Origin of the sequence: Bradyrhizobium sp. 2S1 (genome assembly GCF_011516625.5) — a bacterium.
GTDB lineage: Bacteria > Pseudomonadota > Alphaproteobacteria > Rhizobiales > Xanthobacteraceae > Bradyrhizobium > Bradyrhizobium septentrionale.
This window is the reverse complement of sequence record NZ_CP147717.1, coordinates 4,503,555-4,519,126: the sequence shown is the minus strand read 5'-3', so window position 1 is coordinate 4,519,126 and position 15,572 is coordinate 4,503,555. Positions and strand designations below refer to the sequence as shown.

Annotated in this window: 19 protein-coding genes and 1 pseudogene; 14 read left to right on the top strand and 6 right to left on the bottom strand. The window is 63.6% G+C overall.

Annotated features, from left to right (window positions below; genetic code table 11):
- The first annotated feature begins 205 nt into the window (after positions 1 to 205).
- Positions 206 to 451 (top strand): hypothetical protein, encoded by a 246-nt coding sequence (locus tag HAP54_RS21330; protein ID WP_166303584.1) that lies wholly within the window; start codon positions 206 to 208, stop codon positions 449 to 451.
- A gap of 211 nt (positions 452 to 662) precedes the next feature.
- On the opposite strand, the gene HAP54_RS21325 is transcribed toward HAP54_RS21330, so the two are convergent.
- Together HAP54_RS21325 and HAP54_RS21320 are read right to left on the bottom strand one after the other, a co-directional pair.
- Positions 663 to 1,220 (bottom strand): DUF3617 domain-containing protein, encoded by a 558-nt coding sequence (locus tag HAP54_RS21325; RefSeq protein WP_166303581.1) that lies wholly within the window; start codon positions 1,218 to 1,220, stop codon positions 663 to 665.
- A gap of 44 nt (positions 1,221 to 1,264) precedes the next feature.
- Positions 1,265 to 1,564, bottom strand: a complete 300-nt coding sequence (locus HAP54_RS21320) for a hypothetical protein (RefSeq protein WP_166303579.1) — start codon at positions 1,562 to 1,564, stop codon at positions 1,265 to 1,267.
- A gap of 164 nt (positions 1,565 to 1,728) precedes the next feature.
- Between HAP54_RS21320 and HAP54_RS21315 the strand changes: the two genes are divergently transcribed.
- Both HAP54_RS21315 and HAP54_RS21310 read left to right on the top strand, forming a co-directional pair.
- The gene (locus tag HAP54_RS21315; protein WP_166303576.1) at positions 1,729 to 2,223 is read left to right on the top strand and encodes a hypothetical protein; all 495 of its coding nucleotides are present in this window, start codon (positions 1,729 to 1,731) and stop codon (positions 2,221 to 2,223) included.
- A 114-nt stretch (positions 2,224 to 2,337) separates the two neighbouring features.
- Positions 2,338 to 3,024, top strand: a complete 687-nt coding sequence (locus tag HAP54_RS21310) for a ribonuclease T2 family protein (RefSeq protein WP_224741843.1) — start codon at positions 2,338 to 2,340, stop codon at positions 3,022 to 3,024.
- A gap of 83 nt (positions 3,025 to 3,107) precedes the next feature.
- On the opposite strand, the gene HAP54_RS21305 is transcribed toward HAP54_RS21310, so the two are convergent.
- Complete coding sequence (locus HAP54_RS21305; protein WP_166293492.1) at positions 3,108 to 3,386, bottom strand: hypothetical protein; 279 nt, start codon at positions 3,384 to 3,386, stop codon at positions 3,108 to 3,110.
- On the opposite strand from HAP54_RS21305, the gene HAP54_RS21300 reads away from it, so the two are divergent.
- On the top strand, positions 3,333 to 4,193 hold the full coding sequence (locus tag HAP54_RS21300) for a 23S rRNA (adenine(2030)-N(6))-methyltransferase RlmJ (protein ID WP_166303573.1): 861 nt from the start codon (positions 3,333 to 3,335) through the stop codon (positions 4,191 to 4,193). The genes HAP54_RS21305 and HAP54_RS21300 overlap by 54 nt on opposite strands.
- Positions 4,194 to 4,453: 260 nt before the next feature.
- Entirely contained in the window at positions 4,454 to 4,666 is a 213-nt protein-coding gene (locus HAP54_RS21295; RefSeq protein WP_016844477.1) for a cold-shock protein, read from the top strand.
- A 272-nt stretch (positions 4,667 to 4,938) separates the two neighbouring features.
- Here HAP54_RS21295 and HAP54_RS21290 read toward each other — a convergent pair whose 3' ends face one another.
- Positions 4,939 to 5,562 (bottom strand): outer membrane protein, encoded by a 624-nt coding sequence (locus tag HAP54_RS21290; protein WP_166303570.1) that lies wholly within the window; start codon positions 5,560 to 5,562, stop codon positions 4,939 to 4,941.
- 263 nt (positions 5,563 to 5,825) lie between these two features.
- Here HAP54_RS21290 and uvrC point away from each other — a divergent pair, with 263 nt between their 5' ends.
- The 7 genes and pseudogenes from uvrC to HAP54_RS21255 all read left to right on the top strand — a co-directional run bounded on the left by uvrC (position 5,826) and on the right by HAP54_RS21255 (position 11,983).
- On the top strand, positions 5,826 to 7,910 hold the full coding sequence (gene uvrC, locus HAP54_RS21285; RefSeq protein WP_166303567.1) for an excinuclease ABC subunit UvrC: 2,085 nt from the start codon (positions 5,826 to 5,828) through the stop codon (positions 7,908 to 7,910).
- Positions 7,911 to 8,116: 206 nt separating this feature from the next.
- Entirely contained in the window at positions 8,117 to 8,731 is a 615-nt protein-coding gene (gene pgsA / locus HAP54_RS21280; protein WP_029081939.1) for a CDP-diacylglycerol--glycerol-3-phosphate 3-phosphatidyltransferase, read from the top strand.
- Positions 8,728 to 8,979 (top strand): molybdopterin converting factor subunit 1, encoded by a 252-nt coding sequence (gene moaD / locus HAP54_RS21275; protein ID WP_166303564.1) that lies wholly within the window; start codon positions 8,728 to 8,730, stop codon positions 8,977 to 8,979. Before pgsA ends, moaD begins: the two co-directional genes overlap by 4 nt.
- Positions 8,980 to 8,987: 8 nt before the next feature.
- Positions 8,988 to 9,455 carry a molybdenum cofactor biosynthesis protein MoaE gene (locus HAP54_RS21270; RefSeq protein WP_166303561.1) on the top strand — a complete coding sequence of 156 codons (468 nt, stop codon included), beginning with the start codon at positions 8,988 to 8,990 and terminating at the stop codon, positions 9,453 to 9,455.
- Entirely contained in the window at positions 9,455 to 10,426 is a 972-nt protein-coding gene (prmB, locus tag HAP54_RS21265) for a 50S ribosomal protein L3 N(5)-glutamine methyltransferase (protein ID WP_166303558.1), read from the top strand. The genes HAP54_RS21270 and prmB overlap by 1 nt, the downstream gene beginning before the upstream one ends.
- A pseudogene (locus HAP54_RS21260) lies at positions 10,427 to 11,116 on the top strand (EAL domain-containing protein); the annotation flags it as partial.
- Between the two features lie 15 nt (positions 11,117 to 11,131).
- Complete coding sequence (locus tag HAP54_RS21255) at positions 11,132 to 11,983, top strand: TIGR01459 family HAD-type hydrolase (RefSeq protein ID WP_029081934.1); 852 nt, start codon at positions 11,132 to 11,134, stop codon at positions 11,981 to 11,983.
- A 201-nt stretch (positions 11,984 to 12,184) separates the two neighbouring features.
- Here the strand turns inward: HAP54_RS21255 and HAP54_RS21250 are convergent.
- Together HAP54_RS21250 and HAP54_RS21245 are read right to left on the bottom strand one after the other, a co-directional pair.
- A protein-coding gene (locus HAP54_RS21250) for an IS630 family transposase (RefSeq protein ID WP_166303555.1) occupies positions 12,185 to 13,131 on the bottom strand; the annotation gives its coding sequence in 2 pieces (ribosomal slippage) (positions 12,185 to 12,792 and positions 12,792 to 13,131; 948 coding nt in all).
- 164 nt (positions 13,132 to 13,295) lie between these two features.
- The gene (locus HAP54_RS21245) at positions 13,296 to 13,691 is read right to left on the bottom strand and encodes a response regulator (RefSeq protein ID WP_016844467.1); all 396 of its coding nucleotides are present in this window, start codon (positions 13,689 to 13,691) and stop codon (positions 13,296 to 13,298) included.
- A gap of 213 nt (positions 13,692 to 13,904) precedes the next feature.
- On the opposite strand from HAP54_RS21245, the gene HAP54_RS21240 reads away from it, so the two are divergent.
- Both HAP54_RS21240 and HAP54_RS21235 read left to right on the top strand, forming a co-directional pair.
- Positions 13,905 to 14,876: a bifunctional riboflavin kinase/FAD synthetase gene (locus tag HAP54_RS21240; RefSeq protein ID WP_166303552.1), complete on the top strand. Its 972-nt coding sequence runs from the start codon at positions 13,905 to 13,907 to the stop codon at positions 14,874 to 14,876.
- Positions 14,873 to 15,424: a sugar O-acetyltransferase gene (locus HAP54_RS21235; protein ID WP_166303549.1), complete on the top strand. Its 552-nt coding sequence runs from the start codon at positions 14,873 to 14,875 to the stop codon at positions 15,422 to 15,424. Before HAP54_RS21240 ends, HAP54_RS21235 begins: the two co-directional genes overlap by 4 nt.
- Positions 15,425 to 15,572: the final 148 nt, after the last annotated feature.

Here is a 15,572-nt window from a genome sequence, read left to right as displayed (position 1 = left end):
CCGCATTGATCGCAGCCGTTGATCCGAGCAAGCCGCGCTTGCCCCGCGACGAAGCCATTCCCACCAAACAATCCCCACACTGCCCCAGTTGATCGTGATCGAGCCGCGTGTTCGCAACTCAGCGGGCATCGATTGGGGCGGACTTCTATCGGCGGGTTGAGCGAAATTCCACACGCGCAAAATAGAATCCATTGAAGCGCGCACGATGCGAAACACTGGAACGATTCAAGATGCGCAACACTGGAGCGATTCAAAACGACATGTAGTCGCAGCACGCTTGCAGCGCGAAGAATTCGATGCGCGTCTTCGCTTTCTTAGATTGCTCGAGCGCGAGGCACGCGGCGATCGTTCAATGATGTTGATTTCGTCCTGCAATGCCCTTGGCATTTTCGCGCGCGATCAAGGCCAGCACCTCGCAAGTGATGCGCGCTATCCATGTCATCGCATCTAACGGGGCGGGCGAACGCGCGCGATGTTCGGCTGCGCGAAGCAGCCATCGCTCCTCGACAAGCAAGCTGCGAATTGGATCGCGTTCGCCTTCGCCGAGCTTCGGCGGACAAGTCGTCGCTTCAGCGCAAAATTGCTTTGCAATTTTGTTGCGAGCTCCTCGCAATGGAGGTGGTGCAAAGCGTCACAGCCTCTCGAGATGAGAGGCGATACATTCAGGCGCGCGACGTCAGTGCGCTGCGCCCTACTTCTGCTTGGGCAAGGCCCTTCAGCTTTTCCATGTCCTTGACGTTCATCTTCATGCCGCCGGGCATGACGATGTCACCGGGCTTCTGGTCGGCCTTGCAGGCGCCAAGCCATTTCGCCTCGATGGTCATCGTGGTGTCGCGGGTGCCCGCCGCGCCGCCCTCGGAATGCGAGGTGCTCTTGACCGTGTAGGCGGAATTGAAATCGCCGACGATCTCGGCGTGGCTCTGCACCGTCATGCCGGCGACGCTGCAGACGGAATCGCTGACATAGCCGGTCGCGGTCTTCTGGATATCCTGCTTGGAGCAGACTTCCTTGGCCATCGGCGATGCCGCCGCGCTCATTTCCTTGTCGGTGGTCTCGTCGGTGCAATGCTGCATGGTGATTTCGGGCATCGGTCCGCCGGTGCGCAGCATTTTCATCTCCCAAAGACCGGCCTTGCGGGTCGGCAGGTCGACGGCACTTGCGGCGCCGGCGGACAAGACGAGGCAAACAGCCGAACCAAGCAAGGCAAGCTGTCGGGTCATGCGGTGAGCTCCCGGCTGAACGATCGGAGAATGGAGCGGCGCGCTCAGTAGAGCGTGCGCACCGGCCTCTCGGCCGCGCCGTAGGGCACCCAGCGGCAGGCAAAGGAGAGATAGCCACCCGGATAGCGCTGCACCGCAAGGAACTTCACCACCTTGCCGTAGGAGGCGCAGTGATCGACGGCGAGCTGCCGGGCGTCGCTCTGGACCGCCAGCGTATAGGCGATAATACCGCCGGTATCATTGCCCTTGAACGGCGGCACCGGCTGCAACCAATCGGCCCGCGCCGGTACAACGGCCAGCATCCCGCAAACGGCAACCAGGCACGCGGCCAATTTCCTTCGCATCGCAGACTCCATTTCGCTTGAAGCAACATAGAGTGCGCCGGCCACCGTGAAAAGAACGAGCCGGCCGCTAGAAGTGGACTTCTCTGCAGGTGTTGCCGCGCTGCACTTGACCTTGCCGGGGCTTCGCGGCACCGTCCGCGCATCGGATCATCGGGTGGATTCCCATGCGCAACCTGTTCAACTCCCGCAATAAACTCGGCCAAAAGCTTGGCCTCGGCGCCGCACTCGTGGTCGGCCTGCTGGCTTTCGGGGGTACGGCCGAGGCCGCCAATCCGTTCGAGCTGAATTTCTGGCTGTCCGGCCCGCGCTATGACGGCAATGTGGCGCCCTGCGAGAGGGCGCTGAGGGTCATCAGCGAGCAATTCCAGGAAAAGGAAGCCACTTTCTGGAATTCGCCGCTCGTGATCACCGGCTTCAACCGGATCCACGAAACCGCCTTCCGCCCTTGGCAGGCCGACAATATTCCGCGCCGCTATTGCTCGGGCGACGTGATGTTGAGCGACGGCAAGGTGCGCGGCGTACACTATTCGATCATCGAGGACGGCGGCTTTGCCGGTGTCAGCGACTCTCTCAGCCTCAGCCCGGGCGTCGAATGGTGCGTGACCGGCCTCGATCGCAACTGGGCCTACAACCCGTCCTGCAAGGCCGCCCGGCCCTGATCTCCGACCAGATTGCTGACAGCAGAAGCCGCCGCCATTCAGACGGCGGCTTCTGTTCTTGAAATGTTCCGGTGGCCTGCTAGGCTCCGGGCGGTCGAGTGAGGGGAGCGTTTGATGCCGCGGTTGGTCACAATTTCCCGACTTCTGATTTCGATTGCCTTTGTTCTATGCGGTGCGGTGGGGGCCTCGGCCCAGGATCGCCGCCAGAATGCGCCGGGTGAGTTCGATTTCTACGTATTGTCGCTGTCGTGGTCGCCTTCGTTCTGCGAGGCGGCGAGCGAGCGCGGCAACAATGGCCGCGGCACGCAGGCCCAGTGCAGCGGGCGGCCGTATTCCTTCGTGGTCCACGGCCTGTGGCCGCAATATGAGCGGGGCTTTCCCGAATACTGCCAGCGGCCCTCGCCGCGGCTCGCCCGCAACATCATGACCTCGATGCTCGACCTGATGCCGGCGCCCGGGCTGATCTACAACGAGTGGGACAAGCACGGCACCTGCTCCGGCCTCGGCGAGCGGGCCTATTTCGAAGCCATCCGCAAGGCCCGCGCTGCGGTGAAGATCCCCGAGGAATTCCTGCAATTGTCGGAGCCGAAGACGATCGCGCCCGACGAGCTGGAGGCGGCGTTCATCAAGGTCAATCCGGGACTCAGCAGCTCGGCGATCGCGGTGACCTGCGACAGCAGGCGGCTCAGCGAGGTGCGGATCTGCCTCAGCAAGGACCTGCAATTCCGTTCCTGCGAGGAAACCGACCGCCGCGCCTGTCGCCGTGATCAGGTGCTGATGCCGCCGGTTCGCGGCGGCTAGCGCGTTTTCGAGCGAACTGGGCACCGGTTCGCGTGAAGAAAATGCGTCAAAACAGGAAGCTGGAGCTTCGGTTCTGATCTCAATCAGAACCGAACATGCTCCAGCCCATCGCTTCCCGTCATTGCGAGCAACTCGCGACAAAATTGCAGGGCAATTTTGCGCTGAAGCGACGACTTGTCCGCCGCAGCCTCGGCGAAGGCGGAGGCAATCGATACTTTCTCGTGGTGAGATGGATTGCTTCCGCCTACGCTCCCCGAGCTTCGGCGGACAAGTCGCTCCCCCCGCAATGACGTGGTAATTGCTATCCCATGAACTACCGTCACGCCTTTCACGCCGGCGGCTTTGCCGATGTCATCAAGCACATCGTGCTGGTGCGCATGCTCACCTATCTGCAGGAAAAGCAGGCGCCGTTCCGCGTCATCGACACCCATGCCGGCGCCGGGCTCTATGACCTGACATCGAGCGAAGCGCAGCGCAGCGGCGAATGGCTCACCGGCATCGCGCGGCTGATGCAGGCGCGACTCTCCGACAAGGCGCTGCCGCTGATCGCGCCGTATCTCGACATCGTCAGGGCATTCAATTCGAGAGGCGAACTGAAAACCTATCCCGGTTCGCCGCTGATCGCGCGTGCGCTGCTGCGGCCGCAAGACCGCCTCACCGCCTGCGAGATCGAACCGACGGCGCGCAAGCAACTGATCGATGCGTTGCGGCGTGACGCGCAAGCGCGCGTCGTCGATCTCGATGGTTGGACGGCGCTGCCCGCATTCGTGCCGCCGAACGAGCGGCGCGGTCTGGTGCTGATCGATCCACCGTTCGAGGCAAAGGATGAGTTCGAACGACTGGCCCGTGCTTTCACTGAAGCGTTCGCGAAATGGCCGACTGGCGCGTATCTTTTGTGGTACCCCGTAAAATCCCGGAGGGTCACCGACGAGCTCGCGCACAGCGTCGCTGCAGCGGCAGCAACAAGCCGGCCTGCCGGCAAATGCTTGCGTTTGGAATTCAGTGTGGCACCGCAAGAAACCGACGGCGGCCTCGTATCCACCGGCCTTTTGATGGTGAATCCGCCGTGGACGTTGGCAGGTGAGCTGAAGATCATCCTGCCCGAACTCGAGAAGCCGCTCGGTCAAGGCGGCGCTGGCCGCTTCAGACTCGAGACGCTCAAGGCGTAATCCGCAGCACCCACTGAAAAGTTCGAATTGATCGTAGGCAACGCGCGCGGAACCGTATTATGCTCATCCTGTTACGACTGGCTTTACGTTCCGCTTCCGCGAATGGTTGCGGCGGAGTGACAAGGCCGAAATAAATCCAGGCAGACCGGCGGCGTGACACCGGCCTGTTCAGGTGGCCAAGCTTCCGACAAGCGAATGTCGGTCAACCGCTACGCGGCGTGCGCGTAGCGGTGGAGCAATACGGGGGAGGAGTTTTCCCGATGGCCATGACTGGGACAGTCAAGTTCTTCAACGGAGAGCGTGGCTACGGCTTCATCAAACCTGACGATGGCGGCCGTGATGTGTTCGTTCACATCACAGCTGTCGAGCGTGCAGGATTGAAGGACCTGACTGAAGGACAGCGCATTACGTTCGAGGTTGAACCGGACAAGAAGGGCAAGGGCCCGAAGGCGGTCAACCTGGTGGTTTCATGAGGAGCGCTCGCGGCGCGCGGCTCGTGATGAACGCCAAATGAAGCGTTGCGTGTGAGTTGACCGCCGAGCGCGGGGCTCGCGCTCGCTGCTTGACCATCTGCATGATGCGGACGCGACTGGCGGTGCCCGCATAACCGACACGTGCGGCGCGATTGGCTTCGCGAGCGCCGCGGCGTGCGTGCAGCTGCGCATGATGTCCACGTCATCAGCACAAAGAAAAACCCGACCGCGCGACGCGCGGCCGGGAGTTGATATCTGACGTTTTCTTGTTCTCAGAAGTGATAGTTGATGCCGGCGCGAACCAGGCTGAAGCTGTAGCCGTTCGACGCGCCGCCGGTGATCGTGAAGTTGCTGTTGGCGAGATCGACGTAGAGATACTCGATCTTGGCGCTCCAGTTCGGGGCAAAGCCCATTTCGGCGCCGGCGCCGACGGTGAAGCCCGCATTGGTATGCGTCTCCGAAATGCCGAAGGTTTCGCCGCGCAGCTCGCCGAAGGCGAGACCGCCGGTTACGTAGAACAGCACGTTGTTGACCGCATAGCCGGCGCGGCCGCGCACCGTGCCGAACCACGGGTTGGAGAACTTCCAGGGCGCGAACCGATCGTCCGCGGCGGAGCCCTGGATATCGGCTTCGATACCGAACACCCAGGGGGTGCCGTTCTGGAAATTGTAGCCGGCCTGCACGCCGCCGGCGAAGCCGGACGGCTTGGTCGGGTTGTTCTCGACCGAACCCCAGCCATAGCCGATGTTGCCGCCGAGGTAGGGGCCGGCCCAGCTATAGGCGTTGAGCGGCTGATGGACGGTATAGGGCGATCCGTAGTTGAGGTCGGCCGACGCCGCCGAAGTCGTCCAGCCTGCGACGATCAGTGCCAGCGCACGCGCAACCAACCGGGTCATTGTACTCTCCACCACGCAACTGCCGGAGCCCGCCGGCCAAGGCCGGCGTGGTTACGGAATTCCACTTTTTTCGCTAAGGTTTATCGAGAGTTTTAAGTTAAAGGGCTGTTAAGCCCGGTTACCGCGGCGCTCATCAATCTTAACAATGTGTTACCCACCCGCCCGGGTCGGCCCGCGGGGTCCGTAACCTCCTGCGATCGGGCTTGTTTTTCCGGCGCCGCCAACGCTGGCGAGCGGTCGCCCAAGCGCTTAATTTACGGCCCATGGTTCACGATTCTCCCGAACGCCCGACGCCGGCCCCGAAGCCACGGCGCGGTTCAAAGTCCGACCTGCCGCAGGACGATCTGACGCTCGACACGAGCGACGTCGATCCGGAAACCTCCGCAGCCGAGGAGGAGGATGAGGCGCGTCTGCCGGACGCTTCCGACGACGCCACCGAGGCGGTTGCCGAGGGGACGCTCTCGGTCGGGCATGCCGCGATCGAGAACGCGGTTCGCCTCGCCCCGACCTCGCCAGGCGTCTACCGCATGCTCAACGCCGCCAACGACGTGCTCTATGTCGGCAAGGCGAAGAACGTCAAAAAGCGGCTGTCGTCCTATGCGCGGGCCAACGCGCCGCTGCCGGCGCGGATCCTGCGCATGATCGCAGCAACCACGCATGTCGAGATCGTCTCGACCACGACCGAGACCGAAGCACTGCTGCTCGAAGCCAATCTGATCAAGCAGCTTCGCCCGCGCTTCAATGTGCAGCTGCGCGACGACAAGTCGTTTCCCTATATCCTGATATCAGGCGATCACTGGGCGCCGCAAATCCTCAAGCATCGCGGTGCGCAGTCGCGGCCCGGACGCTATTTCGGTCCGTTCGCCAACGCCGGCGCGGTCAACCGCACCATCACGGCGCTGCAGCGCGCCTTCCTGATCCGCTCCTGCACCGACGGCTTCTTCGAAAGCCGCACCCGGCCCTGCCTGCTCTATCAGATCAAGCGTTGTGCCGGCCCCTGCACGCGCGAGATCGATTTCCCCGGCTACAGCGAGCTGGTCCGCGAGGCGACCGAATTCCTCTCCGGCCGCAGCCACGCCGTGAAGGAGTTGCTCGCGGCCGAGATGGAGAAGGCCTCCGGCGAGCTCGAATTCGAGACCGCGGCACTGTACCGCGACCGTCTCGCGGCGCTGTCGGCGATCCAGTCGCAGCAGGGCATCAACCCGCGCACGGTCGAAGAGGCCGATGTGTTCGCGATCCATCAGGAAGGCGGCTATTCCTGCGTCGAGGTGTTCTTCTTCCGCACCGGCCAGAACTGGGGCAACCGCGCCTATTTCCCGCGGGCCGAGAAGAGCTTTACGCCCGAGGAGGTGTTGTCCTCGTTCCTCGCGCAATTCTACGATGACAAACCGCCGCCGAAGCTTATCCTGCTGTCGCACGAGATCGAGGAAAGCGCGTTGCTCGCCGACGCGCTGTCGGTCAAGGCCGGATCCAAGGTCGAGGTCTCCGTGCCCAAGCGCGGCGAGAAGAAGGAACTGATCGGCCACGCGCTCACCAACGCGCGCGAGGCGCTCGGCCGCAAGCTCGCCGACACCGCGACGCAAAGCCGGCTGCTCGAGGGTATGGTTACCACGCTTGGCCTGCCGCATACGCCAAAGCGCATCGAGGTCTACGACAACAGCCACATCCAGGGCACCAACGCGGTCGGCGCAATGATCGTGGCCGGCCCCGACGGCTTCATGAAGAACCAGTACCGCAAGTTCAACATCAAGTCCGAGGGTCTGACGCCGGGCGACGACTATGGGATGATGCGCGAGGTGCTGGAGCGCCGCTTCAAGCGGCTGCTGAAGCCGCCGGAGGGCGAGGCCGCCAGAGCCAAGGAAAACGACAAGGCGGACGACGATTCGTTCCCGCAATGGCCCGACCTCGTCATCATCGACGGCGGCCGCGGCCAGCTCAACGCGGTCAGGGAAATTTTCCAGAATCTCGGGCTGACCCAGGTCTCGCTGATGGCGGTGGCCAAGGGACCGGAGCGCGATGCCGGGCGCGAAACCCTGTTCATGCCTGACCGCGAGGCCATCAAGCTGGAGCCGCGGGACCCGGTGCTCTATTTCATCCAGCGGCTGCGCGACGAGGCCCACCGCTTCGTGATCGGCTCGCACCGCAAGCTGCGCAAAAAGGACATCCGCGAGGCCGGCCTGCAGGAGATTCCCGGCATCGGCCCATCGCGCAAACGTGCCCTGCTGCACCACTTCGGAACTCTCAAGGAGATCGAGCGGGCCTCGATCGCCGACCTCGGCAAGGTTCCCGGCGTCAGCGCCGAGAGCGCCCGCAAGATTTTCGAGTTTTTCTACGCCCAGCCGGGTTAAACGAAAGACGAGTCATCAGGGCGTCGCCTGCGACGGGGCATCTGGGGCATGATGCGGGCAATGTTCCCTCGCGACAAACGCGAGGCGTTTGCGCGGAGATCATGCATAAACAAGGAGCTAAAGTGCCATGAGGATTCGGCGTAATCTCACCGCGCTTTGGCCTGCGCACGGTTGACCTTCTTGCTTCAGCGGTATTGGTAGAACGGATGAACATCGCCACGACCCGGGGACAGCCCAAGACCTTGTCCCTCCCGAATATCCTGACCTATGCCCGGATCGCCGCCATCCCGGTGGTGATCGGCTGCGTCTACTGGCAATCGATCCTGGACGGCCCGCTTTGGCTGCGCTGGGTGGCGCTGGCGGTATTCATCGCAGCGGGGATCACCGATTATCTCGACGGTTACTACGCCCGGATGTGGGACCAGCAGTCGGCGTTCGGCCGGATGCTCGATCCAATCGCCGACAAGCTTCTGGTCGCCTCCAGCCTGTTGATGCTGGCCGCCGACAACTCGATCCATGGCTGGACGCTGTGGGCAGCGATCGTGATCCTGTGCCGCGAGATCCTGGTCTCGGGCTTGCGCGAATATCTCGCAGGACTGCGGGTCAGCGTTCCCGTCACCAAGCTTGCGAAATGGAAGACGACTATCCAGCTGGTGGCGATCGGTTTCCTGATCGCCGGCGAAGCGGGCGAGCAGGTCGTTCCGGCGACCACCCTGATCGGCATCGTGTTGCTTTGGATGTCGGCGATCTTCACCATCTACACCGGCTGGGATTACTTCCGCGCCGGCATCCATCACCTCATCAAGGAGGATGAGGGATGAAGCTGAAATATTTCGCCTGGGTCCGTGAACGCGTCGGCAAGGCCGAAGAGGTCATCGAGCCGCCGGCCGAGGTGCGCACCGTCGGCGACCTGATCGGCTGGCTTGCCGCGCGCGACGATGCCTACGCCTATGCCTTCGAGAAGCCCGCGGTGATCCGCGCCGCGATCGACCACGCCCACGTCAAATCGGACGCAGCGATCTCCGGCGCCCGCGAGATCGCGTTCTTCCCGCCGATGACCGGCGGCTAAATCTCATCATGGCTGTCGCAGCGACCATCCGCATCCAGGAAGCCGACTTCGATGTCGCGCGGGAGATTGCGGAGTTGAGCAAGGGCCGCACCGATGTCGGCGCGGTGGTCAGCTTCAGCGGCATCTGCCGCGGCAGCGAACAGGGCGAGCCGATCACGGCGCTGACGCTCGAGCATTACCCTGGCATGGCGGAAGCCGAGATTGCGCGCCATGCCGACGAGGCACTGTCGCGCTGGCCGTTGCAGGGCCTCACCGTCATCCATCGCTTCGGCCGCATCGCGCCGGGCGAGAACATCGTGCTGGTCGTGACCGCCTCGGCGCACCGGCAGGCCGCGTTCGAGGCAGCCGAGTTCCTGATGGACTACCTCAAGACCAACGCACCGTTCTGGAAGCGCGAGGAAAGCGCGCGCGGCACCGGCTGGATCGAGGCGCGCGACCATGACGATGCGGCCACCGCGCGCTGGACCAAATCCTGATGGCCAAGCGCAGCAAGGTGCCGGCCAGGCGCGGCCCCGCCGCGCCGAAAGCGCCCAAGAAAGCACCCAAGGTCGGCGCCGGCGAGCTTCACACCCTGTTCGATTTCCTGCGCTACGCGGTCAGCCGCTTCAACGCGGCAAAGCTCGTGTTCGCGCACGGCACCACCGATCCGGTGGCCGAGGCCGCATTCCTGATCTGCGAGACGCTGCACCTGCACCCCGACCAGTTCGAGAGCTTTGCCAACGCGCGCGTCACCGTTGCCGAAGGCAGGCAGATCCTCGACCTGATCGAGCGGCGGATCGCGACGCGAAAGCCGGCCGCTTATCTCGTCAACAAGGTCTATATGCGCGGCCTGCCGTTCTATGTCGACGAGCGCACCATCGTGCCGCGCTCCTTCATCGGTGAATTGCTGGACTCGCATTTCGGCGGCGATGAGGACGGCACCTCATTGATCGGTGATCCCGCCGACGTCGAAAGCGTGCTCGACCTCTGCACCGGCTCCGGCTGCCTTGCGATTTTGGCCGCCCGGCATTTCGCCAACGCCGCGGTCGACGCGGTGGATATTTCGAAGGATGCGCTGGAAGTCGCCGCGCGCAACGTCGCCGACTACGGCCTCGATGATCGCCTGACGCTCCATCGCGGCGACCTGTTCAAGCCGCTCGGCGTCCGGCGCTACGATCTCATCATCTCGAACCCGCCCTATGTCGACGCTAGAGGCATGGCGGCGCTGCCGCGCGAGTGCCGCGCCGAGCCGAAGATCGCGTTCGACGGCGGCGCCGACGGGCTCGATATCGTCCGCCGCCTGCTCGACGAGGCCAGGCAACATCTGACCCCGCAGGGCGGCCTGCTCTGCGAGATCGGCCGCGGCCGCGACAATCTCGAGGCCGCCTATCCGAACCTGCCGCTGCTCTGGCTCGACACCGAGGACTCCGAGGGCGAGGTGTTCTGGATCGCCGCCGCGGACCTCTGACGTATCGACCACATGGTGATGCTTCGCTGCGTCCAGGTGCTGCGACGCCTGATGATCCGCAGCAAGGATGTCGGCGTGTTCTGCAACGTGGCGTCGGCGACGTTGTCCAACCCGGCGCATTTCACCCAATGCCTCGATTTCCTCGAGGCCAACCGCGCGCTGGCGCCGTCCTTCGTGCTCGAGTTCAAGCAGGCGACCTTCCGCAATCTCGGCCCGGTCGAAAGCGAGAACCTCGCAGCGCTGGCGCAGCGCGGCTACCGCTTCTCGATCGACCATGTCAGCGACCTCCGCCTCGAGCCGCGCGAGCTCGCCGATCGCGGCGTCCGCTTCATCAAGGTGCCGGCCGCGCTGCTGCTCGACGCCAGGCAGAGCGCGACCACCGATATCCATCCCTCCGATCTGTCCGACCTGCTCGGCCGCTACGGGATCGACCTGATCGCCGAACGGATCGAGGGCGAGCGCTCGGTGGTCGATTTGCTCGACTTCGATGTCCGGTTCGGCCAGGGCTTCCTGTTCGCCCCGCCGCGGCCGTTGCGGCCGGAAGGGGCATCTGCTACCGCCGAGACTGCACAGACCAAGCCCCAGGACCTCAATGGCGCCAGCACTTCCGCACCCGTCTCCAGCCCCGCAGCGCCACCGCGCACCACCGGCAGCGCTGCGCTGGCGCGCCGCGCGCTCGGTCCGAACTAACCAACGGTTCGCCTCATGACGCTGCGTTTTGTGGAGCGGCTGCGCGATCTCGTCGACGGCGTCGACGTCGTGCTGTCGGACATCTGGGGCGTCGTGCACAACGGCCTCGAATCCTTTCCCGAGGCCTGCGCGGCGCTGCACACCTTCCGCCAGCAGGGCGGCACCGTCATCCTGATCACCAACGCGCCGCGGCCGGCCGATTCCGTGCAGCGGCAGTTGCGCAAGCTCGGCGTCGCCGACGAGACCTATGACGCGATCGTCTCCTCGGGCGACCTGACGCGTCATTTTGTTTCTGATCATCCCGGCCAGAAGATCTTCTGGATCGGCCCAGAGCGCGACAGTTCGATCCATCGCGGCCTCGACGCCACCATGGTGCCGCTGGAGCAGGCCGACTACATCATCTGCACCGGCCTGTTCGACGACGAGACCGAGTCCGCCGAAGACTATCGCGACACGCTGTTGAAGGCACTCGAGCGCAAGCTCACGCTGATCTGCGCCAATCCCGACATCGTGGTCGAACGCGGCGACCGGCTGATCTATTGCGCCGGCGCGGTCGCCGAACTCTATCGCGAACTCGGCGGCGAGGTGATCTTCTACGGCAAGCCGCACCGGCCGATCTATGAACGCGCCATGGCGCTGGCCACTGAGCGCCGCGGGCGTCCGACCGAACTCAGCCGCGTGCTCGCGATCGGCGATTCCGTGCGCACCGACCTCACCGGCGCCCATGGCTTCGGCATCGATCTGCTGTTCGTCACCCGCGGCATCCATTCCGATCAGTTCGAGGGCATCGAGCAGCTCGATCAGGCCTCGGTGAAGGAATTGTTCGGCCATCCGCCGCGCGCGCTGATGCGCGACCTGAAGTGGTAGCGGCGCTTCACAGCCAAAATATCGAAAACAACCCCATGCAAAGTAGCCGCCGGCGGCTGACGGTCGACCCGGCGACTTGACACGTCGGGCAACTCAGGGACATTCTTCCAATATTCCGAAATCGTGCAGGCACACCCTCCCGGCAGGACTATCGCATTGGCATTTGACGCAAATGCCCGGGACATCTAGAGCATTTTCCGATCACGTTGCGTCGTAACCAGCCGCGACGAGATAATTTTGGCATTCCTCGGGTGAGAAGCGCTTGAGAGCGTTGGCGATTGCTTGCCAGAGATCGGGCATGGTGCGCGCTGCGGCGGCCCGCAACAGGGCTTTCAGTTTAGAGAAGGCCATTTCGATCGGGTTGAAGTCTGGACTGTAGGGCGGAAGATAGAGCAGGCTTGCTCCGACCGCCCGGATGGCCTCTCGAACGCCATGGACCTTGTGAGCGGGCAAGTTGTCCATGATAACGGTATCGCCCGGCCGCAGCGATGGGGCGAGCAATTGCTCGACGTAGGCCAGGAAAGCGTCGCCATCCATTGGACCGTCCAGAACAAGCGGCGCGATCAGACCGTCGGAGCGCAATCCAGCGGTGAATGTCGTCGTCTTCCAATGTCCGTGTGGGATAGCTGCACGACATCGCTCGCCGCGTGGCGAGCGGCCGTAAAGCCGCGCCATTTTGGTGTTGGCGCTGGTTTCGTCGATGAAGACGAGACGCTCAGGGTCAAGATCGATTTGCCCTTCGAACCACTCCTCACGCGCGGCATTTATATCGCCGCGCCGTTGCTCGGCGGCGTGCGCTGTCTTTTTTTAAGTGTGATCTTTCTGCGCTGGAAAAAACGCCAGAGCGACGCGATGCCGGTCGATATTCCACGACGTTTCAACAGTTCTCGCAACTCGGCGAGCGTGATATCCGGCTTCGCTGTCACTGCCTCCAGAATCAATTGCGAATGCGCTTCGATGCGCTGCGATTTGCGGTCACCGCCCTGGCGTTTAGGAACGATGTCGCCAACTTCCTTGAGGCGACCGCGCCAGCGGATCGCACTGGCCGCGCTGACACCAAAGCGCTCAGCAGCCTGTCGACAGGACATGCCACCGTCAATCGCGGCTATCACCCTTTGACGAAGATCAACCGAAAGCACCCTGGCCATACATGCTGGCCTCCCTCGCCAGCATGCAGCTTGAATCTGACTCGCGCCGTTTTGGGAATCCCCACCCGATTCATTCCGGTCGGAAAATGCTCTAGCGCGAAGACGCGCTTCGCGCTTCTGCCCGGGCATGACGAGATATTCAGTTGGCGCGATGAACGGGCGTCTTACGCCGTCGCCATATCCGGGAAGACCGCCTCGATCTTGGTCTTCAGCGTGGCGGCGTTGAACGGCTTGACGATGTAATTGTTCACGCCGGCCTTCTTGGCCGCGATCACGTTCTCGGTCTTGGACTCCGCCGTGATCATGATGAAGGGCGTGGTCGCGAGGTTGGGATCGGCGCGGACTTCCTTGAGCAGGTCGTAGCCGGTCATCGGCTCCATGTTCCAGTCGGAAATCACCAGGCCATACTTCTTGCCGCGCATCTTGTTCAGCGCCGCAGAGCCGTCGGAGGCATCGTCGATATTCTCGAATCCAAGCTGCTTGAGAAGATTCCGGATGATGCGGATCATGGTGCTGTAGTCATCAACCACCAGAACCGGCATGGACAAATCAACCGCCATCTTTTCCCCCAAAACAACTGACGCAACTGGCTTCTGCGCAAACGCAGCTTTCCGCCAACGACTAACAGCAGGCGTTAAACAGCGCGTTAACCGGCTGAATCCGGATTGTTACGGATTTGACGCGATTTTCGCTACGCTTGACTTCCACGCCGCCGCCGCGTCACGGTCCGGCCCGCAACAATCATCCTTAAGAATCCTTGAAGAATCCCTGAAATGAGCACCGGCTTTACCGTTATCCGCGACAACACCCCCGCCAGCGCCATTCCGAAGGGCGCCGTGGTCGCGATGGGAAATTTCGATGGCGTCCATCTCGGTCACCGCGCCGTGATCGGCGCGGCGCTCGCGATGGGCAAGGCACATGGCGTGCCCGCGTTGGCCGTCACCTTCGAGCCGCATCCGCGCTCCTTCTTCAGCCCGAACACCCCGCAATTCCGCCTCACGGACGAGACCAACAAGCTGCGGCTGCTCGCGGCCACGGGGCTTGCCGGCGCGGTCGTCATGACCTTCGACAAGGCGCGCGCCGGCACCACGGCACAGGACTTCATTCATCATGACCTGATTGACCGGCTCGGCATCAGCGGGATCGCGGTCGGCTACGACTTCCATTTCGGCAAGGGCCGGGTCGGCTCGCCGAGCCTGCTGGTCAGCGAAGCGCCGCGGCTCGGCATCGAGGTCGATGTGCAGGCCCATGTCGATATCGAGGAGCGTCCGGTTTCCTCCAGCGCCATCCGCATGGCGCTCGCCGAGGGCCAGGTCACTGACGCCACCACGATGCTGGGCGGACCGTGGTTCGTCACCGGCAAGGTGATCCACGGCGAGAAGCGCGGCCGCGACCTCGGCTACCCCACCGCCAACATCCGCCTCGACAAGCATTGCGGCCTGAAGCACGGCATCTATGCGGTGCGGGTCGGCAAGGGCTCGCAACGTTTCGACGGGGTCGCAAGCTTCGGGCGGCGTCCGACCTTCGACAACGGCGCGCCGCTGCTCGAAGTGTTCCTGTTCGACTTCAAGGGCGATCTCTACGACACGGTCCTTGATGTCGCATTCATCGGTTTCATTCGCGAAGAGCTGAAATTCGACACCATCGAGGCGTTGATCCGCCAGATGGACGACGACAGCGCCAAGGCGCGCGCGGTGCTGGCCGCGGCACCCGATGCGTTCCCGCAGCTCGGAGCGATTGGTTGAACAGGACTGAGAAGCAGAAGATGCTGGCGGGCGAACTGTATCGCCCCGATGCCGAGCTCGCCGCCGACCATACCGCGGCGGAACATTGGATGACGCGCTACAACGCGTCAGGCGCCTCTTCCGCAAGCGAGCTGCACGCGCTGCTCGCCGAGCGCTTCCGCAGGGTCGGCAACGATGCCGTGATCCGCCCGCCGTTCTTCTGCGACTACGGCAGCAATATCAGCCTCGGCGACGGCGTGTTCCTGAACTTCAATTGCGTCATCCTCGACGTGGTCGAGGTCGCGATCGGCGATCGCACCCAGATCGGGCCCGCGGTGCAGATCTATACCGCCGACCACCCGCGCGACGCCGCGACCCGGCGCGCCGGGCTGGAATTCGGCCGCCCGATCCGGATCGGTAGCGACGTCTGGATCGGCGGGGGTGCCATCATCCTGCCCGGCGTCACGATCGGCGACGGCGCGCTGGTCGGGGCCGGCAGCGTGGTCACCCGGGACGTCGCCCCGGGCGCCATCGTGGCCGGAAATCCGGCCCGGCCGCGGCAGGCCTAGAACACCCCGGCGGTCCGGATTTGCCGGCGGCGGGGGGCTTTGCGATTTCCCTGCCCGGCTGCTATGGAAACCCCATGTTTTCGCGGCGCATCATACGGATTAGCGGCCCGGCTTCCGCCTGAGCCTGAAGGCTCGGCGCAAGACCGGG